Origin of the sequence: Prevotella sp. AM42-24, assembly GCF_003461825.1 — a bacterium.
GTDB lineage: Bacteria > Bacteroidota > Bacteroidia > Bacteroidales > Bacteroidaceae > Prevotella > Prevotella hominis.
In genome coordinates, this window is sequence record NZ_QTXV01000016.1 from 44,968 (window position 1) to 64,650 (window position 19,683).

The window sequence follows — 19,683 nt, forward strand, 5'->3', positions numbered from 1 at the left end:
AATATTTTCGAATTAGTGCTGTGCCTCGAAATCCTGCATAGCCTTTACGAGAGCATTCACGCCCTCCATAGTCATTGCATTGTAGCAACTTGCACGGAAGCCACCTACAGAGCGGTGACCCTTAATACCTACCATACCACGCTCAACAGCAAAGTCAAGGAATGGTTTTTCAAGTTCCTTATACTCATCGTTCATAACGAAACAGATGTTCATCAGAGAACGTGAAGCTTCCTCTACAGTACCCTTGAAGAGTTTATTGCGATCAATCTCTGCATAGAGGACTTCAGCACGCTCGTGAGCACGCTTATCAGCAGCCTCTACACCACCATTAGCCTTCAACCAACGGAGATTCTCCATCAGAGAATAAATAGGCACTACTGGAGGAGTATTAAACATACTGCCCTTCTCTACATGAGTACGATAATCAATCATTGTAGGCAACTCACGTGGAGCCTTGCCCAAGAGTTCATCCTTCACAACTACTACAGTTACACCTGCCATAGAAAGATTCTTCTGTGCACCAGCGTAGATAGCAGTATATTTAGAAACGTCCACAGGACGGCTCATGATATCAGAACTCATATCAGCAATCAAAGGCACCTTAACATCTGGATCACGACGCAACTCAGTACCATAGATGGTATTGTTGGAAGTGATGTGCAGATAGTCTGCATCAGCTGGCTCGAGGCCTTCAAACTGAGGATAGAAAGTATAGTTGGCGTCGGACGAGGATGCGATCTCCACGACCTCACCAAAATGCTTTGCCTCTTTCATCGCCTTCTTGGCCCAAGTACCAGAATTGACATAGGCAGCCTTCTTGATGAGGAAGTTGGCAGGAATCTGCATGAACTGCAATGACGCACCACCACCAAGGAAGATAACGGAGTAACCCTCAGGGATATCAAGCAACTCCTTGAACAAGGAGACTGCCTCATCAACTACTGGCTGGAAATCCTTAGCGCGATGGCTGATTTCCATCAATGAAAGACCTGAACCGTTGAAATCCAAAATCTGCTTAGCTGTGTTTTCAATCACTTCGCGTGGAAGCATTGAAGGACCTGCATTAAAATTGTACTTCTTCATCTGTATATTATTTAAGTTTTTATTGGATTATTCCCTATGTGTTTTTAAAACACGTCGGCGAAATTACAATTTTTATTTGAAACCACCAAATTTTTCTGCACATTTTTAGCAAAATGGGCAAAATTCTTACGGATTGTCAGCCTTTTCTGCCTATTCTATGTATTTTTATGCAGAAAATAGAATTACTGATACATATTATCAGCAATTAAGATGACAGAGAATCAATAAGATCAATATGGGAATATATCAGGGCGAAGGAAATAAGATTATAAAACCTCTTCCACAACTGTTCTGATACCTTTGATTTTTTGTCCGGCAGTCAGTTTGAGCACCTGCTTCAATTTAGTATGCGATACAGCCACATAGGCATATCTGTCTTTCACATCGATCTTACCGATCTCGGAAGAATTGAGATGGCCTATTTTGCAGAGATAACCTACGATGTCACCCTTGCTTACCTTATCCTTCTTTCCTTTACCTATATATATAGTAGCCATACGTGGTTTGGCTGGTACAGAATGAGTCTGAGGGATTTCGTAAGTCTGTATCTCTGCATCCACATAATCTGGAATGTGTTCAGTAGGTCCGATGATAAAGAAAGCCTTACCCTGAGATTCCCAACGCGCCGTACGACCTACTCTGTGAATATAACTATCCTCACATTCCGGGATATGATAATGCACAATATTGTTGATATCTGGAATATCAATACCTCTTGATGCTAAATCAGTACTTACTAAGATATTCACACTACCATTGCTGAACTTATAGAGTGCATCTTCACGCGCTTTCTGGTCCAATCCTCCATGGAATGAGGAAAGTGAGAAACCTTTTTCGCGCAAGAAATCGCTGGTACGCTCCACACTGTCACGGTAGTTGAGAAATACAATGGTACTCTCATCACCAAAACTCAACAGAAGCTGGGCGAGTGTCTCCAACTTGTCTTTCTGTGGACTATCCACCTGATAGATGCAGACACGGTCTGAAACCTGTTCCTCCTCAATGCGATAGTCAATCGTTTCAGCACGATTCATGTGAACGAAATTAGGAATCAGCTCTGCCTCGGTAGCAGAAAGCAGGATATGGCGTTCCAGATTTGGCAGACTCTCTATCAGTTTGCTCATTTCGTTCTGAAAGCCCATTTCCAGACACTTATCAAACTCATCGATGATGAGGTACTTGATATTCTCTATTTCGAAATTACCCTTATCGATATGATCATTCAGACGTCCTGGAGTACCGAAGATAACCTGAGGCATCACCTTTCTGAGCAAACGATGTTCATCCATCGTAGGTCGTCCACCATAACAAGCCATTGCCTTTACAGGAATATGCATAGTTGCCAGTACATTGGCCGACTGCAATGCAAGTTCACGACCAGGAGTAATCACAAGCGCCTGTGGTACATCTACCGACGGATCAATGAGCTGAACCAGCGGCAGAAGATAAGCCAGCGTTTTACCGCTACCAGTAGGCGAAAGAACCACGACGTCCTTATTGCTATGAAGCATTGCATGCATCGTAGCTTCCTGCATGCCATTCAGTTCTATACCCAAACGAGTCAATATATCTTGTAACATATTTACTTTTTATTTCTGTTATTATTCATTACTTTGTCTATCTCATCAAACTCTTTACCCATATTCAGATTGAGATAAATCGTATATAATGGGAGGGACCACTTCCCTACTTCATTCGGTTCAAGCTTTCTATATTTTTCCAGATATGGAAGTGCCTGTTTGTAGAGCGCATTTATTTCATCATGTTTCTTTCTCAATTTCTGCGAATTTTTATCCAGCATAATGGCGCGGTTGAAACATGAGAGACCGGCATTGAGATGAGCTTCGGATAAGGAATCATTTTTCGCTATCAGAGACTTACAGATATCAAAACATTCCTCATTCTTTCCCTGATTCAGCAAGATGGAACTCTTGGTCAGGAGATAAGTGGTATTCAAAGAATCCACCCGTAAAGCTTGGTTCACCACATTCATTGCCGAATCCAGTTCATTTTTTTCCATATAATATTCTACAAGGCGTGGAAAGAAGAAAGGAAAAGAAGGTGAATTCCTGAATCCTTCTTTCAGGCAATCCACATATCTTACCGTATCCTTTTCGAGTTTATATGTCTCTGCCAGATATTGCAACATATAATTATAATGAGTAGTATCCTTCAGAGCGATATACGAATGATGAAGAGTAGCCTGTGGATTCTTCATCTTGTATCCGCAATATACGGCCCAAAATGCCACAGTCGGAATCAACTTATCATTCTCTCTGTAATTGTAAGAGGCGAAGAGAGGAATGTTGGCGCAATGCAGATACTGGTCCAGTAAGCTGTATGCCTCAGGATATTTGGTTTTTCGAATAAACCAGAGTCCACCGCTGTAGAGGTTTTGTCTGATTTTTCCCAGATAGTCAGCATGTTGCTTGCGATATTCGATGCGCACCTTTCCCTTCCTGTCTGGAACCATTTCTACAGAATCCATATTCTGTGCCACCTCAAAGAGTTGTCTTGTCAGATTAAACAGTTGGGCTGTATCATACGCCTGTTTCAGATACAACTTTTCATTTCCCTGCTCATATTGTTTTCTCACGGCATCATAGAGAATATTCCATATTTTCAGGTTTCCTCGATTCATAGAATCCTTAAGCAACTTCTCCATAGATGCCTGAGCCTGAGTTAAATTATTTCCAGCCTTAACATTGTCTCGTGCAACAGAAATCTCTTTCTTCTGAGCATAGCCTGCCATACAGAAGAAAGAAATCGACATGAGCAAAAACAACTTAAGTTTATTCATACTTGTTTTTTATGTTGAGATATTTAATAAGACTTATTAGCCTGAATGATCATTACGATAAAATGCATATTAGCCAGTTTATTCCTTACCATAAAGATAATAATACCAGTACGTATTACCATAGGTATCACGCAAGGCGGCATTACGTTCCATCGCATTTGAATATTTCCGCTCCAAAGTCTGGAAATCCTGGAAGTCAGCTTCCATTACTGCGTTTTTATATACTACTTTCGGATGTAATCTTCTGTGGGTATATAGCATCAGTGCCTCCTTATAATGTTTTGGCAGCGAATCATTCTCAATATTATATTTGCTTTGCACAAGGAGCACAAACTGATCTATCTTCTTATCCAGCAGGAATGCATTCAACTGATAGTCCAGCGGTTTCACATAGTAGAATTTTCCTCTTACCTTCTTGCGCATCCACTTCGGAGTGGTCCACATCATCGATTTGGTAGTCACGCTGTCTGGTATCATTGCCTTGCTGCCACCTGCAAGCGGATAGGTAAAAAGTTTATCCCCCATCGCTCCCGTTTTATGGAGGCAGGCTATTCTGAGCATAGTGAGTGAAGAATCCGTATGAGCAGACTGTGCACCCACCTCCAGCGCTTCCTGATATTTTCCTTCACACATCAAACTTTCCATCCGCATGCGATAGTGGAACACATCATTACCATTGCCGATAAGAATCACCAGAAGAATCATCACATCCAGGGAGAGCACATTGATCCAAGTACATCTGGACAACCAGAGACCTTTCTGAATATCCGGTTCATATGCTTCCAGTTGACGGATTACCCACATGATTCCCGAATAAAGAATCAGGAGCAACGGAAAAAGCCAGCACCAGCTACCCAATGAATGGTAGGTATCAATATCCGTAGGAATATCCGTAATGATAGCGAGTATCAGCAAAGATGGAAAATACGTCAATGCATGAAATCGTTTCTTCACCCGCGTGATGGCAAAAACGCCCACTTGAAGAAGAAACAGGACAAGGGTAGTCAGGATGGGAAACAGTACATAGTTGTACTGGGTCATTCCACCCGATAAAGCATGTTGAGCTACTGCCAACAGATCCTGTTGGTAGCAGCTCAAATAGAGATATGTAAATACTATAAAGATGATAGCACACGTCAGACGCATCTTGGTGGTACTATTTCTTTTCTTTTCCATATAATTACTTTCAGTTTTTCTTTAATACGAGCGCCGAACGAGCTGGCAGATAGAGTTTTAACCACTCTTTATGCTCTTCTACATAGAGCGCATCATAATTTGTTAAATGTGTCATTGTATCATCATTCAGACCATTTCCTCCAAATGCCACATTATCACTGTCCAGTACGATACTGTAAGAACCAGTAGGTACCAGGAAACCATAATCGGTAAATGATTTGGTAGGTGAGAAGTTGAATACAAACAGCAGGTCGCCTCTCATGAAAGCAAGCACCTGGTCACCATCATTGTGCCAGATTTCCTGAACTGGAGTCTTATTGAAATTCTTCTCACTCTTGATAACGTTGATCATTTCACGATCGAAGTCACCCAGATAATGATAACACAAATCCTTATTATCTACAAGGTTCCACTGGCGACGGGCATACTTGTAACTCCATCCGTTTCCTTCTCTTGGGAAGTCAATCCACTCTGGATGACCGAACTCATTACCCATGAAGTTCAGATATCCACCATTGATAGTAGAAGCAGTCACCAGTCTGATCATCTTATGCAGAGCAATTCCTCGATGTGCCATATCATTCTCATCTCCCTTCTTGAAATGCCAGTACATATCGGCATCTATCAGTCGGAATATGATCGTCTTGTCACCCACGAGTGCCTGGTCATGACTCTCACAGTAAGAGATGGTTTTCTCATCCTTACGGCGGTTCTTTACCTCCCAGAATATGCTGCTTGGCTTCCATGCCTCATCTGGCAATTCCTTGATGGTCTTAATCCAGAAATCAGGAATATTCATCGCCATGCGATAGTCAAAACCATATCCGCCGTCAGTAAACTTGGCTGCCAATCCTGGCATACCACTCACTTCCTCTGCGATGGTGATTGCATTCTTGTTTACCTCATGAATCAGGCAGTTGGCAAGAGTCAGATAGCAGATGGCATTGTCATCCTCATGTCCGTTGAAGTAATCAGCATAGCAGGTGAAAGCCTCGCCCAGACCATGACTGTAATAGAGCATGGATGTAACGCCGTCGAAACGGAAGCCATCGAAATGGAACTCATTGAGCCAATACTTGCAGTTGCTCAGGAGGAAGTGGATGACTTCATCCTTGCCATAGTCGAAGCAAAGGCTGTCCCAAGCCGGATGCTCATGGCGGTCACCAGGATAGAAATACTGGTTTGGATCACCAGCTAAGTTACCCAGACCTTCCACCTCATTCTTGACAGCGTGGGAGTGAACGATGTCCATAATGACAGCGATACCCTTCTGATGAGCCGTATCAATGAGATCCTTCAGTTCTTCAGGAGTACCGAATCGGCTGCTGGCAGCAAAGAAACTACTTACATGATAACCGAACGAACCATAGTATGGATGCTCCTGAATAGCCATAATCTGGATACAGTTGTAACCATCCTTGATGATACGTGGCAGAACATTCTCCTTAAACTCTGTATAGGTACCAACTTTTTCTGCATCCTGGCCCATACCGATGTGGCATTCGTAAATCAACAGCGGAGTCGTCTTTGGCTTGAAAGTTTTCTTCTTCCATACGTATGGTTCCGGATTCCAAACCTGTGCAGAGAAAATCTTGGTCTTTTCATCCTGTACCACTCTTCTTGCCCAAGCAGGAATGCGCTCACCATCTCCACCTTCCCAGTGAACTTTCATCTTGAAAAGATCACCATGCTTCAACGCTTTCTCAGAGAGCTTGAGTTCCCAGTTTCCTGTACCCTGAATACGTTTAGCACGATACTTTGGCGACTCTTTCCAGTCATTGAAATCACCAATCAGATAGATATCAGTAGCATTAGGAGCCCATTCACGGAACACCCATCCACGGTCAGTCTTATGCAGACCGAAATACTCGTAGCCATTGGCGAAATCACTCAAGGTCTGCTTACCGTTCTTGGTCAACTGACTCAATTTCCACAGAGCATGATCATGTCTGCCCTTAATTGCATCCTCATAAGGTTCGAGATAGGAGTCATTCTTCACCAAACCGATATGTTTAGGAGCTGCAGTAGTCTTTACTGCCTTTTTAGCAGCGGTTTTCTTGCCGCTTTCTGCTTTTTTTGTTGCCATATACTCATGATTTTAGATTAGCTATAGAGTAAGAAATCTGCGAGTAACAGATTCCGTCTTAAACTTTGATTGATTTTCAGTTTATGCCTTGATTTTGAAGATAGCCTTGTGGATATCGCCTGTACCGATGCATGGCTGATGGCCATCCTGAGGAGCGAAAATAGCAAATTCACCAGGCAGACAGGTTACATAAGCAGAAGCCACAGCACCAGGATATTTGGTTACGTCTTTTTCTGCATTGTATTCTGCCTCAGGCAATTTAGCCAAAGGAAGATAACCATAAGTCTCTTCGTTGTCAAGAGGTATCTGGATATCAAGCATATTCTTGTGAGTTTCAAATACAGCTTCATCCACAGTTTTTCCATGAGCTGTTGTTATATTTACAAACAAGTCATTACCCACGATGGAATGCTTGCCGTCTTCCAATTCGTTCAAATCGTTCTCTTTCAAGAACTTAACGACCTCTGCAAAGAGAGGATTCAGAGAGACATATTTCTCCAAATTTTCTAATGTGTCAACTATCATGATTAAAAGTTTAAAATAAAAATTCTATATAATATAATTGATAACTCTTAAGAAAATTTTCAAGGATTTTCATATCAATCTTCAAAGCGCTTACCGTTCTCGTAAGTTCCCCGAGCTGTCACCTGTCCGTTTCTGTCTTTCTCTACGAACTTGCCTTCTCGGCGGTCGTTACGGTAAGTGCCTTCAAATCGTTTACCTTCTTTGGTTTCCTCGATGCAGGCACCCTCACGCTTACCATTTCTATAAACGCCCTTGAAACGATTGCCATTGGCATAGTGAATAATCACCTCACCATTCACCTGACCTTTTCGGAATTCACCTTCAAAGATATCACCCGATTTCTTGGTCAGTTTACCTCTACCATCCTGCAGGTCATCTTTCCAACTACCTACGTAGATATCCCCGTTTTTCCAGATAAAAGTACCCTGTCCGTTTCGCAGACCATCACGGAACTGTCCGGTATATTTCGCCCCATTCACAGACTTGAAGATACCTTCACCGGTACGTTCACCCTGCACATAGTCGCCTTCATATACATCACCGTTCTTAAACTTGTATATACCTTTACCGTCCTGAATATCATCTTTCCAGTCTCCGATATATACATCGCCGTCGGCATACTTGTTGGTACCCTTTCCCGAGCGCTGGTTATCCACCCAGTTGCCATCGTAAGTCGTACCATCACCCCAGTCAAAGAATCCCAGCCCATTTTTCATGTCGTTCTTCCACTGACCTTTGTAGTATGCTCCATTGGAGTAAGTATAGGTACCACGTCCCTGTCGCTTGTCCATATACCAGTCACCATCGTATTTATCCTTATTGTAATAATACATGATGCCATGTCCATGCTGGTAATCACGGAACCATAAACCTACATATTTATTATTGTTCTGGAAATAGTAAGTTCCACGTCCATGCTGCTGATCTTCCATCCACTGACCTTCATATTTTTCACCGTCAGCAAAAGTATAGACACCATAACCGTTTCTCTTACCTTTCACGTAGGATCCTTCATAAGTATCACCATTTTTAAAGACGGTAGTACCTTTCCCATTTGGCTTATTTCCTACCATTTCGCCTTTATATTGTCCCCCGTCACGAGTAACGCAAGAACCCAGTGAAATTTTCTGGGCAAAGGAGCACAAAGGCAATGATATCAGTAAAAATGAGATTAAGTTTATCTTGTATTTCATACGCTTGCGTGTTGTTTATTCTCCAAAATTATATAAAATCTATCAAACGACAAAATAGATTAAGTAAATTTAAGGATAAACAACAAAATAAGAACAAAATAAACAAAGATAAAAACGGGAAATTCCGGACAAAACATAATAGTTGCTTATATAATAGGAGATATCAAACAAGAGATAAAGGATGCGGAATTAGGAATCTTAAAAAGCAAAAGACTGTACCCCATCATCTGGAATACAGTCTTTATTTTTTGAAATCACAGACTAAGTCTTGAATTACTTAACCTTGTCAACAATAGCCTTGAAAGCCTCAGGGTTGTTAACAGCGAGGTCAGCGAGCACCTTGCGGTTGATCTCGATACCTGCCTTGTGAAGCGCACCCATCAACTGGCTATAGCTCATGTTCTCCAAACGAGCAGCAGCATTGATACGCTGGATCCACAATGCGCGGAAATTGCGCTTCTTGTTACGACGGTCACGATAAGCGTAAGTAAGACCCTTCTCCCAAGTGTTCTTAGCTACTGTCCATACATTCTTGCGAGCTCCATAGTAACCCTTAGTGAGCTTCAAGATTTTTGTTCTTTTTGCTTTTGATGCAACGTGATTTACTGATCTTGGCATAATTTTTTTTCTTTAAAAGTTCGACTAAAAAGTTAATAATTAACGGAGGCAGAGCAAGTCGCGAACCTGCTTGAGGTTAGAACGATCTACGAGAGTCTCACCAAGGAGATTTCTCTTCTGCTTCTTTGTCTTCTTAGTCAAGATGTGACTGTGATAAGCGTGATGACGCTTGATCTTACCTGTACCGGTGAAACGGAATCTCTTCTTTGCGCCGGAATTAGTCTTTACTTTTGGCATTTTTACTTTTAATTTTAATTGTTATTTATTTAACGGATGGCAACGCATATACCACGGCGTTACGCATCTCTTTTTTTCTTGATTAATCCTATTTGTCTGCTGCAAGTTGCTTCAAGGCATCTCCGCCCTTAGCGTTAGCCAGCAAACTGTTTTTTTCTGCATTGGCAGCTCTTTCAGCCTGTTCTGCAGCCTTCGCTTCAGCCTCACGCTTTTCACGATCGAGCTTCTGCTGACTCTTCTTAGCCACACCAGCTTTCTTAGGGCTCATATAGAGGAACATCTTCTTGCCTTCCAATTTAGGCATCTGCTCCACCTTACCATACTCCTCGAGGTCGTTAGCAAAACGGAGAAGAAGAACTTCACCCTGCTCCTTGAAGAGGATACTGCGACCGCGGAAGAATACGTATGCACGTACCTTGTTACCTTCATTCAGGAACTCCTTAGCGTGCTTGAGTTTAAACTGATAATCGTGCTCATCTGTCTGAGGTCCGAATCTGATTTCCTTGGTCTCTACCTTTACCTGCTTCTGCTTCATTTCCTTAGCATGCTTCTTCTGCTGATAAAGGAATTTAGAATAGTCAACTATTCGACAAACAGGAGGTTGTGCATTAGGAGAAATCTCCACGAGATCAACACCTTCCTGGCGAGCCAAGTCCAAAGCCTTTCGTGTTGGCATCACTTCTGCTCCGCCATCACTTACCACTCTCACTTCACGTACGCGTATTTGTTCGTTTACGCGGTACTGATTTTTTATTTTGTCATTTTTCATTAACTATTCTACGTTGTTTTTTTGATTAAACGGCTGCAAAGTTACGATTTTTCTCGCAAACTACCAAATTTTCAGCTGGTTATTTTCATTTTTAGGCTTATATTTTGTTATACGAGTAAAAACCTTGCACAAAATTCGTTTATTAAAGGCTCATTAATTGTTTTTAGTCACGCAGATTTCGCAGATAACGCAGATTTTTCTTTCTTCCACATTATTTATCCGCAGATGAGACCTGTCCGGTCGGATTTCGCAGATCTTTCTTGAGATTCTCCCAAGCATGTCATGGCAATTAAAATCTGCGTTATCTGCGAAATCTGCGTGACTAAAAAACATAATCAAGCGTGAGATAAAAAAACATACCAGCGTAAGCTAAAGGTGATTGACGACCCGATGAATGGATGAACGAATATCAGACGTATCAAAATTAACCAGCAATCCAAGTTTAAGATGGGATATTTTCAGATAAGTAAGAAGCTGTTTACCATAAACCGCCTTCATTTCTGTAACAGATTTCAATTCTACAATCACTTTATCCTCTACCAAAACATCCAATCGCAAATCTACAGGCAAGACGTGCCCATCATATATTACAGAAAGTTTCACCTGATTCTCAACCTTCAAACCATCTTTTCTGAGTTGATAGCAAAGGGCTGCTTCATAAACAGACTCTAACAAGCCAGGACCAAGCTTATTATATACCTTATATATTGCTCCTATAACCTGATAAGATATTTCGTTTTCTGTCATAACAACAAGTATTAAGTATCCCCCTTTTAAAAGACTCACGCAGATTCCCCAAACTACGCCGTTTTCCAAGTACTCCAACTAAGAATACCCAAAGAAAAATCTGCGTCATCTGCGAAATCTGCGTGACTTAAATAATATATCAGCGTGACATAAAATATATCAGCGTGAAAAATTACTCCTCAGCTGCCTTCAGCTGCTCTGCTACCTCAGCATTGATGCGCTGAGCAAACTCTTCCATGCTCATGGTAGCCTGCTCGCCACCACCCTGCTTACGCATAGAAACGAGGCCCTCGGCACTTTCCTTTTCACCTACAATAACCATGTAAGGAACTCGCTTCAACTCGTTATCGCGAATCTTGCGACCAATCTTCTCGTTACGATCATCAACCAAAGCACGAACACCCTGCTTGTCAAGATACTGACGTACCTTCTGAGCATAATCATTGAACTTCTCTGAGATAGGGAGAATAGCAACCTGGTCTGGAGTCAACCACAATGGGAAGTGACCTGCTGTATGCTCGATGAGAACGGCTGTGAAACGTTCCAATGAACCGAATGGTGCACGGTGAATCATCACAGGAGTCTTCTTTGAGTTATCCTCAGCGGTATATTCCAGCTTGAAGCGCTCTGGCAAGTTGTAATCCACCTGGATGGTACCCAACTGCCAGCGACGGCCGATGGCATCCTTCACCATGAAGTCGAGCTTAGGACCATAGAAGGCAGCCTCGCCAACCTCCTCGCGTGTCTCAAGACCCTTCTCCTTGCAAGCCTCGCGAATAGCGTTCTCGCTCTCTGCCCAAATCTCTTCAGAACCGATGTACTTCTCGGTATCCTTAGGATCGTGGAGAGAAATCTGTGCCTCGTAGTTCTCGAAACCGAAGATCTTGAATACCTTCAAGATTACATCGATTACATTCTCGAACTCAGACTTCACCTGATCTGAACGGACGAAGATGTGAGCATCATCCTGAGTAAATGTACGAACACGAGTCAAACCGTGGAGCTCACCGCTCTTCTCATAGCGGAACACTGTACCAAACTCGGCGATACGCAAAGGAAGATCCTTGTAAGAACGTGGCTTACGAGCGTAGATTTCGCAGTGGTGAGGACAGTTCATTGGCTTGAGCATATACTCCTCATCCTCCTCAGGAGTCTGAATAGGCTGGAATGCATCCTTACCATAGTGAGCATAGTGACCAGATGTAACATAGAGGCTCTTGCCGCCGATACCTGGACAGATAACCTCCTGATAGTTATAAGGCTTCAGGAGAGAACGGAGCAACTCCTGCAAGCGGAGGCGGAGCTGTGTACCCTTTGGCAACCAGATAGGAAGACCCTTACCTACACGCTCTGAGAACATGAAGAGTTCCATCTCCTTACCAATCTTACGGTGGTCGCGCTTCTTAGCCTCTTCGAGAACAACCAGGTACTCGTCGAGCATCTTCTTCTTAGGGAAGCTGATACCGTAGATACGGGTCATCTGCTCGCGCTTGGCATCACCGCGCCAGAAAGCACCAGCCACACTTGTAATCTTCACAGCCTTGATCAGACCAGTGTTCATCAAGTGAGGACCACGGCAGAGGTCGGTGAAGTTACCTTGGGTATATGTGGTGATAGTGCCATCCTCCAAGTCCTGTTCGATGTGCTCGCATTTGTATTCCTGACCGTCAGCCTTGAACTCAGCGAGTGCATCAGCCTTAGAAACCTCCTTGCGAACCACAGGCTCGTTCTTCTTGGCAAGCTCCATCATCTTAGCCTCGATCTTGGCGAAGTCATTCTCAGAAATCACCTGACCCTCAGCTGGCATCACATCGTAGAAGAAACCGCTCTCTACGGCTGGACCGAAACCAAACTGAATACCAGGATAAAGCTCCTGAAGAGCTTCAGCGAGCAAGTGTGCAGAAGTATGCCAGAATGTGTGCTTACCCTGCTCATCCTCAAACTTATAGAGTTCTACATTCGCATCCTCATTGATAGGACGGTTCAACTCTACTGTCTCACCATTTACACCGCAAGATACAACGTTGCGAGCGAGAGCCGGTGAGATACTCTCGGCGATTTGTAAACCAGTTACGCCCTGCTCATACTCACGAACAGATCCGTCTGGGAATGTGATTTTTACCATAACAACTTAGTATTTTTATTAAATCAAATGCAAAAGTAATACTTCTTTTTGTAACAAGCGAATATTTTGCATTAAATTTTCATAACTTTTCATTTTCAATACATTACAACATATATTATATAATGAGAAATGACAAATTAGAAATGAGAAATGAGAAATGAGATAAGGGAAAACAAATAAAATGATGAGAGAAAAAAAAAAGAAAATAAAAGGGGGTTAACAGGAAAACATTGAGGATGCGCCTATGCCACAACTAACAAAAAGACACTTCTTCGTCATTTTTTATCATATATTTCTTTGCCATTACAAAGTTTTTCCGTATTTTTGCAGGCGATTAATTGACAAATTGCTAAATATTTCAAAAATGACAGGTACACCAAAGATTCTCATTATATATACAGGAGGTACAATCGGCATGGGAAAGGACGCAAATACTGGCGTTCTCGAACCTCTCGATTTCAACCATTTGGTTTCATCAATGCCCGAATTCCAACTGATTCAGGCAGATATTGATGTGAGAAAATTCGACCCACCGATAGACTCCAGCGATATGGACCCAATGGGATGGGCTGAACTGGTGGGCATAATCGCCAACAATTATAATGACTATGATGGTTTCGTCATTCTGCATGGCACGGACACAATGGCCTACACCGCCTCTGCCCTATCGTTCATGCTCGAAAACCTGACCAAGCCTGTCATTCTCACCGGTAGCCAGTTGCCTATCGGCGAATTGCGTACCGACGGCAAGGAGAACATGATGACTGCCATCGAGATAGCCTCCATGAAAGATCTGGAAGGCCATCCGTTAGTACCAGAGGTCTGCATCTTCTTCAATGGTAAGTTACTGCGCGGCAACCGTACTACGAAGATCAATGCAGAAGGATTCCATGCATTTGATTCCTTCAACCATCCTCATCTCTGTGATGTAGGTATCAACTTCTCTTTCCATCCGCACCACATTCTGAAGCCAGACTATCGCAAGCCGATGGTACCTCACATGAAACTGGATCCGAACGTCATCGTCTTCAGTCTCTTCCCAGGCATTCAGGATACCATTGTCCGCCACGTCCTGGAATCCCCATCTCTGCGAGGTATTGTGATGAGAACTTATGGTTCAGGCAATGCCCCTCATGCCCCTTGGATCATACGACTGCTCGATCAGGCAGCCCATCGCGGTGTGAACATCATCAACATCAGCCAGTGCATCACGGGATGTGTGGATATGGAGAGATACGGTGCTGGGTTCCAGCTCAAGGTAGCTCATGTGGTGAGCGGCTACGATAGTACCGTAGAGGCAGCCGTCACCAAACTGATGTACCTGCAGGGCAGATATCCAGACAACCGCATGGTGCGCGAAAAACTGAAACAGTCACTGGCAGGAGAAATCACGCTTCCGGAGTAAATACCCGGAAGCATATCACTTTTTTATAAACCAGTTTGCTTCTTCATACCCTCAAAAAACTTTTGCTGTAATTGTTTGGCAAGTTGGTTCTCTGGATTGAGTTTAAGCGCTTTCTCATAGTTCTGCATGACATCAAGATAATAGCGCTGGCCGTTTTGTACAGGATTCTGTACGATACGTACCATGGATAAAAAACCTCGAAGGGTACAGATATCAGACTGGTTTGCATTCCTCATTTTTTCCATTTTAGCAATGGTTTCTTCTGCTCCAGCCATCAGGTTTTCCGCTTCCGGAGCATGCGGATTCATAACGGAAAAATTGAGGCTTTGCAACACCATCTGAAATTTAGGTTGAATACTATCCGGAAACATATCATCAATACGTTTCATCTCAGCAACACAATTCAGGAAGTTCTCAGGAGTGGGTTGTTGGAGTTTTGAAAGAGACTGTCCGATAAGTGCCTGCATATTAGGCTCTTGAGCATGAATACTTACAGTAGAGATCAAAAAGAAGATCCCCATCAACATGAACTTTTTAAAAATTTGAAATGTCATAAGCTTTGTTATTTTTAAGTGAAACAAATATACCTATATAAAAGAATCTATCGCGGGATGAGACAATCGGGCGACCCTTGGCATCATATCCGAAAACATTCGTGCGACCAAGGATGTTATTCAGCGAAGAATAAATAATCACCTTGGGACTCAGCAAATAAGTCAGATTTACATCTACACTGTGATACGGCGGAGTCTTACCTTGCAGAAAGAGACGACCGCTGGCATAAGATTCAGCCAAACTCAGAATAGCTTTTCCGAACGAATATTTCGCAGTCAGTCTCAGATTATGTCTGGAAGCAAAAGCAGGTGTTCGTTCTTCCGTATAATCCAGATAGAAACGTCTGGAGTCATTGTATGAATAAGATAAGGTGGTGGAAAGACGCCTGCAAAGAGAATGGTCATCCACAAAGAGATCAAATCCCTTACTCGTCCCATATCCTTTCGGAAGATAAACACCCTTATCCCATAAAGGCAACCGATGATATTTCTTCCAATAGGGTTCTATCCTTACAAGTGTACCCGCCAATTTATATTGCATGGAGATGATAGCATGATCAGCAGTACACTGCCCAAGAGAATAGTTGCTGGTGGCGAGATTATCATCACTTGCAGTCTGACTATACCGTCCCGCAACAAGCGAAATCTGGAAAATCTTGTTGGGAACATAAGAGAGTGTAGCTCTTGGCATGAACAGCCACTGCGCATGCGACATATACTCAGTCCTTGCTGAAAGATTCAGAAACACACCGGGCAGCATCCTCCACTGGGCATCAGCATGGGCAGCCAGAATGTTATAATCCAGGGTGTAGCAATAGGAATCATACTCCAGTAAACTGTTTCGCTGATAATCCTCCACACCAACCGACAATTTCAGTACATCTGAACAAACCTTGCGCATTTCTGTCTTCAGATGTATCTCATTCCTGAAATTATAAAAACTGTCACCAGCAGCCTTGGCATCTTTTATATCATTGAAAACCGATGAATTTGCCATACCACAAAAGAAGGTATAACCAGCCCCTATCGCTGCCTTATAGGTAGCATTTGTATAAACATTGTTCTCCTTCAGCAATAGGTTTCTATCATCAATACGTTGCCCTACAGAAGTAAAATCATAGCCAACGTATGTCTTCAAAATTCCAGCATTCTTGAACTCCATCTTATATTGGGCCTCGCCAGATAATTTCCGGTATGGCTTGTAGAAATCGAATCTTTCAGAAAACAACTGGTTGTAGATACCCATGCTTGTCATTGCCGCATTAAATGACAGACTGCTGGTATCAAACACCTTAGTTCCACCGATATTCCAGTCCACCAGAGATGCACTGGCTCCATATTTGTCGCTCGTAGCCACATCAGTAGTCTCCATCGGAAGAACAGATGAAAGAGCCTGCCCATATTCTCCGCCATAACCTCCAAGAGAAAAGCAAATTCCCTTGAACAGAAAAGGAGAAAAACGGCCTCGCACTGCTGTATTTTCAGCATTGGTACTATAGGGAACAAGTACGTGCATTCCATTGATAAAAGTCTGACATTCTTCGCTATCACCACCCCTCACATAGAGTTTGCCATCCTCTCCCACCTTTTGCGTTCCTGGCAATGACTGCAAAGCTGCCACAATGTCTCCACATGAATTACCTGCCATCACCACGTCCAGCGCATCCATCGTCTTGAAATGATCACTTTTTCCAAAACTGTAAGTGCTGGCAGATACTACAACTTCTTGGATTGTTGCAGCCTTTTCTTTCATTGAAATGGTGAGATGCTTCAGTTTGCTGACGTCAGAATCCTGTGTGTATTCCTCAAAGCCTATCATGGTTGCCTTCAGGGTTATTTCTCCTGTCTTGGAAGTGCAAAAAGAGAATCTTCCAAGAGAATCCGTCAGGCATCCATCAATAGTGCCAGCGATAAAAACGTTGGCACCAACAAGAGGTTCCAGACCACTCATGACCATTCCTGAAATCAGAGTCTGAGCAGTCAGATCAACTACCATAAATAGCAGTAATGCGATATGTATCATTCGTTGTTTCATGCTGCAAAGATACAGCACAAAACGGAACTAACCAAATTCTCAGGATATACAGCTAAAACCTATGACAGACAACAACTTATGATGACGAGCAACTAATTAAAAGGACGAATAACTAAGTAAGATATGTCTTAAACTGAGGCACAAATGACCGCGAAACTGGGATGATATCAGCACATTTATCCAGTTTCAACTGATACCCGTTAGAATTACCTTTAGCCGAAGATATATTGTTCACATTGACGGCAAAAGAGCGATGACATTGGAAGATATTATCATATCCCTTCAGTTCTTCCAGAGTACGCGTCAGCGTATTATGAACATCAACAGAAACGACATGATCCTCCTTTACAAAACAGACCGAGATATTGTTTTTCTGCGCTTCGATATAAAGCAGATCATTGATGGGCATCGCAAGATCATTTCCCCTGCTGCTCGTATCGTGGATTGTAATAATCACCTCCTTTTGTTCCAGAGTCGTTTTGTGCAACAAATCTTCCATTCTGTCTCTTAAATATCTGTTGTATTGTATTCCGACTGACAGCAAAGTCAGAAAGATACCTACAATAATCGTCCAGTTCAAAAACAACAGATAAAGCCTGATAGTGATTGTATAATGAAAGAGAAATGAGGATAAAAGAAAATTACAAAAGGCAATCATGACAATGAGCCCGAGTACTGCCATTCCTTCATGCCAGATGCGCCAGGGATTGACAGTCCGGTGAAAACACTTCAATACCAAAGCTAAATAAAGAGCATAGCACACGAAAGTGACCATGCCAAACAAGGCAGCAGCAAGACATTTATTGCCCTGATACAGACAGAACCCGAAAGGCTGCAGAAAATATAATATAGCCCAAATGACAAGGCCATAGAAAAATCCATCTCTCATCCAGTGTCTGCTCTGCTTGAATGGATATATGCGAGTAAGGAATGACATCATAAAATACTATTGATTTAAATACTACTGGCAAAAGTACAAGAAGCTTATGCTATTCATTTGTCAAAACAAAAGCAATATTTACTTCGCCAGATGTTCATATAAAGCATCAGGCGAAGCCAGTATCTTATATTAATCTTTGAGCAGTTGATAAACGAGTTGTGCTCCAAAAATATAATCACCGATGTTAAGACTATCTTGGGCTAACTTGTCAGCCATAGTCCCCAATAATTCTCCGAGTTTCGTCATGACAATGCAGCCTCCACCAACAGATTATCCTTAATATATTCTATCATATCATCGGATGCCATACCATCTTTTGCCATACCAATAATATCCATGACTTTACGCCCTTGTTGGGCATAAGCACGCTTCCATTCTTCGCCATGTGATTTTGCACGTAACTCACCGTATGGAAGATTTACATTCTCGAAGATAGACTTATCCAAAGCTTCAATATCAGCTTTTGACAGGTATTCATCGTCTGCCTGTCGCTTGGCTTCAAGCATATAATAAGCATCATCAGTTCCTTTAGAAACGCAATTGTCTATCATTGCTTGCAATTCTTTATCACACTGAGGATCGCCTTTTATACAATTATAAAGGACAGAAGGTACAGGTCCATCTGGCAATGCACAGAATTCGTCAGAAACCATAGGAAAGCCATATTTTGCTAAATATGAAATATTAGCAAAATATATAACCTTGAATACATGGTAGTAGTCTAACCCCTTTGTTTTATTCAAGATATATAATACAATCTCTGTCAGTTTCTGTTTATCGAAGTTTGTCATCTCAATAGTTTTTTATTGGTTGCAAAATTAATACATATTATTAATATGTCCAAAAAACAATAAGTTTTTTACGAAATATTATATATTCAAATGAAAGTAGAGCTTATTTCAAATTTTAATAGCCATTATTCCCATAGACACCCAAAGGAGTAGTGATGCCACGCAGAGACCATTCTACCACTGACGAATCTTTGTCCTTGCAAAGAAGAATACCAATACTCGGAATGTCTCCTTCGCATCTAAGCAAATTGGCATCATCCACTTCCTGTAATTGTCCACCAGTCTGGTGGACAAATTCAATTTGGCTTGAATAGAATGCGAAACATCTTTTGATGTCATACAAATTGGTCCTGGAAAAACCTTCACTCTGAGGAAATTCCGCACGCAAATCAAGGCTCAATCTTTTCATGAAGTTTGCATCCCATTTATATTGCTTCTGCTTCTCACAAATGTCCTCGCCCAAACTCCAATAGAATTTGAGCTTTACAATCTCCAAATCATTATTATTTAGCCTACAAACTGCTTATTTGCTCTTTTGTCAAACCTGTAACTTGCATAATTTGACTTACTGGCATACCTAATGCAAGGAGATTCTTTGC

Annotated in this window: 18 protein-coding genes; 1 reads left to right on the forward strand and 17 read right to left on the reverse strand. The window is 42.2% G+C overall.

Features of this window, described 5'->3' with window-relative positions:
- Window positions 1–12: 12 nt before the first annotated feature.
- The 12 genes from serC to thrS form a co-directional block, all read right to left on the reverse strand.
- Complete coding sequence (serC, locus tag DW917_RS07070; RefSeq protein ID WP_118117313.1) at window positions 13–1,083, reverse strand: 3-phosphoserine/phosphohydroxythreonine transaminase; 1,071 nt, start codon at window positions 1,081–1,083, stop codon at window positions 13–15.
- A gap of 266 nt (window positions 1,084–1,349) precedes the next feature.
- Window positions 1,350–2,663 (reverse strand): DEAD/DEAH box helicase, encoded by a 1,314-nt coding sequence (locus DW917_RS07075; RefSeq protein ID WP_118117314.1) that lies wholly within the window; start codon window positions 2,661–2,663, stop codon window positions 1,350–1,352.
- A gap of 2 nt (window positions 2,664–2,665) precedes the next feature.
- Window positions 2,666–3,883 carry a lipopolysaccharide assembly protein LapB gene (locus tag DW917_RS07080; protein ID WP_118117315.1) on the reverse strand — a complete coding sequence of 406 codons (1,218 nt, stop codon included), beginning with the start codon at window positions 3,881–3,883 and terminating at the stop codon, window positions 2,666–2,668.
- Between the two features lie 78 nt (window positions 3,884–3,961).
- On the reverse strand, window positions 3,962–5,059 hold the full coding sequence (locus DW917_RS07085) for a DUF6057 family protein (protein ID WP_118117316.1): 1,098 nt from the start codon (window positions 5,057–5,059) through the stop codon (window positions 3,962–3,964).
- Window positions 5,060–5,069: 10 nt separating this feature from the next.
- Window positions 5,070–7,145 (reverse strand): alpha amylase C-terminal domain-containing protein, encoded by a 2,076-nt coding sequence (locus DW917_RS07090; RefSeq protein WP_118117317.1) that lies wholly within the window; start codon window positions 7,143–7,145, stop codon window positions 5,070–5,072.
- A gap of 81 nt (window positions 7,146–7,226) precedes the next feature.
- Complete coding sequence (locus DW917_RS07095; RefSeq protein ID WP_118117318.1) at window positions 7,227–7,670, reverse strand: YhcH/YjgK/YiaL family protein; 444 nt, start codon at window positions 7,668–7,670, stop codon at window positions 7,227–7,229.
- 74 nt (window positions 7,671–7,744) lie between these two features.
- A complete protein-coding gene (locus DW917_RS07100; RefSeq protein ID WP_022111349.1) occupies window positions 7,745–8,863 on the reverse strand; it encodes a phosphatidylinositol-4-phosphate 5-kinase in 1,119 nt (372 codons plus the stop codon).
- Between the two features lie 273 nt (window positions 8,864–9,136).
- Window positions 9,137–9,481, reverse strand: a complete 345-nt coding sequence (rplT, locus tag DW917_RS07110; RefSeq protein ID WP_022111350.1) for a 50S ribosomal protein L20 — start codon at window positions 9,479–9,481, stop codon at window positions 9,137–9,139.
- A 39-nt stretch (window positions 9,482–9,520) separates the two neighbouring features.
- A complete protein-coding gene (gene rpmI, locus DW917_RS07115) occupies window positions 9,521–9,718 on the reverse strand; it encodes a 50S ribosomal protein L35 (RefSeq protein ID WP_022111351.1) in 198 nt (65 codons plus the stop codon).
- Between the two features lie 88 nt (window positions 9,719–9,806).
- Window positions 9,807–10,487 (reverse strand): translation initiation factor IF-3, encoded by a 681-nt coding sequence (infC, locus tag DW917_RS07120; protein WP_118117320.1) that lies wholly within the window; start codon window positions 10,485–10,487, stop codon window positions 9,807–9,809.
- 369 nt (window positions 10,488–10,856) lie between these two features.
- On the reverse strand, window positions 10,857–11,234 hold the full coding sequence (locus DW917_RS07125; protein ID WP_118117321.1) for a GxxExxY protein: 378 nt from the start codon (window positions 11,232–11,234) through the stop codon (window positions 10,857–10,859).
- Between the two features lie 172 nt (window positions 11,235–11,406).
- The gene (thrS, locus tag DW917_RS07130; RefSeq protein ID WP_118117322.1) at window positions 11,407–13,359 is read right to left on the reverse strand and encodes a threonine--tRNA ligase; all 1,953 of its coding nucleotides are present in this window, start codon (window positions 13,357–13,359) and stop codon (window positions 11,407–11,409) included.
- Window positions 13,360–13,723: 364 nt separating this feature from the next.
- On the opposite strand from thrS, the gene DW917_RS07135 reads away from it, so the two are divergent.
- Window positions 13,724–14,764, forward strand: a complete 1,041-nt coding sequence (locus tag DW917_RS07135; protein ID WP_118117323.1) for an asparaginase — start codon at window positions 13,724–13,726, stop codon at window positions 14,762–14,764.
- A gap of 23 nt (window positions 14,765–14,787) precedes the next feature.
- Here the strand turns inward: DW917_RS07135 and DW917_RS07140 are convergent, their stop codons facing one another.
- From DW917_RS07140 to DW917_RS07160, 5 genes are all read right to left on the reverse strand, one after another.
- Window positions 14,788–15,318 carry a hypothetical protein gene (locus tag DW917_RS07140; RefSeq protein WP_118117324.1) on the reverse strand — a complete coding sequence of 177 codons (531 nt, stop codon included), beginning with the start codon at window positions 15,316–15,318 and terminating at the stop codon, window positions 14,788–14,790.
- A complete protein-coding gene (locus DW917_RS07145; protein WP_118117325.1) occupies window positions 15,299–17,353 on the reverse strand; it encodes a TonB-dependent receptor in 2,055 nt (684 codons plus the stop codon). Before DW917_RS07145 ends, DW917_RS07140 begins: the two co-directional genes overlap by 20 nt.
- 112 nt (window positions 17,354–17,465) lie before the next feature.
- A complete protein-coding gene (locus tag DW917_RS17195) occupies window positions 17,466–17,852 on the reverse strand; it encodes a LytTR family DNA-binding domain-containing protein (protein ID WP_158570079.1) in 387 nt (128 codons plus the stop codon).
- Window positions 17,853–18,535: 683 nt separating this feature from the next.
- Entirely contained in the window at window positions 18,536–19,084 is a 549-nt protein-coding gene (locus DW917_RS07155; RefSeq protein ID WP_022111360.1) for a Panacea domain-containing protein, read from the reverse strand.
- 115 nt (window positions 19,085–19,199) lie between these two features.
- Window positions 19,200–19,580 (reverse strand): PDDEXK nuclease domain-containing protein, encoded by a 381-nt coding sequence (locus DW917_RS07160; RefSeq protein WP_118117327.1) that lies wholly within the window; start codon window positions 19,578–19,580, stop codon window positions 19,200–19,202.
- Between the last annotated feature and the right edge of the window lie 103 nt (window positions 19,581–19,683).

What these genes read in the sequence shown, in the direction of transcription:
- serC (WP_118117313.1), bottom strand. Translation starts at nt 1,083, where the DNA reads ATGAAGAAGTACAATTTTAATGCAGGTCCTTCAATGCTTCCACGCGAA.
- DW917_RS07075 (WP_118117314.1), bottom strand. Translation starts at nt 2,663, where the DNA reads ATGTTACAAGATATATTGACTCGTTTGGGTATAGAACTGAATGGCATG.
- DW917_RS07080 (WP_118117315.1), bottom strand. Translation starts at nt 3,883, where the DNA reads ATGAATAAACTTAAGTTGTTTTTGCTCATGTCGATTTCTTTCTTCTGT.
- DW917_RS07085 (WP_118117316.1), bottom strand. Translation starts at nt 5,059, where the DNA reads ATGGAAAAGAAAAGAAATAGTACCACCAAGATGCGTCTGACGTGTGCT.
- DW917_RS07090 (WP_118117317.1), bottom strand. Translation starts at nt 7,145, where the DNA reads ATGGCAACAAAAAAAGCAGAAAGCGGCAAGAAAACCGCTGCTAAAAAG.
- DW917_RS07095 (WP_118117318.1), bottom strand. Translation starts at nt 7,670, where the DNA reads ATGATAGTTGACACATTAGAAAATTTGGAGAAATATGTCTCTCTGAAT.
- DW917_RS07100 (WP_022111349.1), bottom strand. Translation starts at nt 8,863, where the DNA reads ATGAAATACAAGATAAACTTAATCTCATTTTTACTGATATCATTGCCT.
- rplT (WP_022111350.1), bottom strand. Translation starts at nt 9,481, where the DNA reads ATGCCAAGATCAGTAAATCACGTTGCATCAAAAGCAAAAAGAACAAAA.
- rpmI (WP_022111351.1), bottom strand. Translation starts at nt 9,718, where the DNA reads ATGCCAAAAGTAAAGACTAATTCCGGCGCAAAGAAGAGATTCCGTTTC.
- infC (WP_118117320.1), bottom strand. Translation starts at nt 10,487, where the DNA reads ATGAAAAATGACAAAATAAAAAATCAGTACCGCGTAAACGAACAAATA.
- DW917_RS07125 (WP_118117321.1), bottom strand. Translation starts at nt 11,234, where the DNA reads ATGACAGAAAACGAAATATCTTATCAGGTTATAGGAGCAATATATAAG.
- thrS (WP_118117322.1), bottom strand. Translation starts at nt 13,359, where the DNA reads ATGGTAAAAATCACATTCCCAGACGGATCTGTTCGTGAGTATGAGCAG.
- DW917_RS07135 (WP_118117323.1), top strand. Translation starts at nt 13,724, where the DNA reads ATGACAGGTACACCAAAGATTCTCATTATATATACAGGAGGTACAATC.
- DW917_RS07140 (WP_118117324.1), bottom strand. Translation starts at nt 15,318, where the DNA reads ATGACATTTCAAATTTTTAAAAAGTTCATGTTGATGGGGATCTTCTTT.
- DW917_RS07145 (WP_118117325.1), bottom strand. Translation starts at nt 17,353, where the DNA reads ATGAAACAACGAATGATACATATCGCATTACTGCTATTTATGGTAGTT.
- DW917_RS17195 (WP_158570079.1), bottom strand. Translation starts at nt 17,852, where the DNA reads ATGGAAGATTTGTTGCACAAAACGACTCTGGAACAAAAGGAGGTGATT.
- DW917_RS07155 (WP_022111360.1), bottom strand. Translation starts at nt 19,084, where the DNA reads ATGACAAACTTCGATAAACAGAAACTGACAGAGATTGTATTATATATC.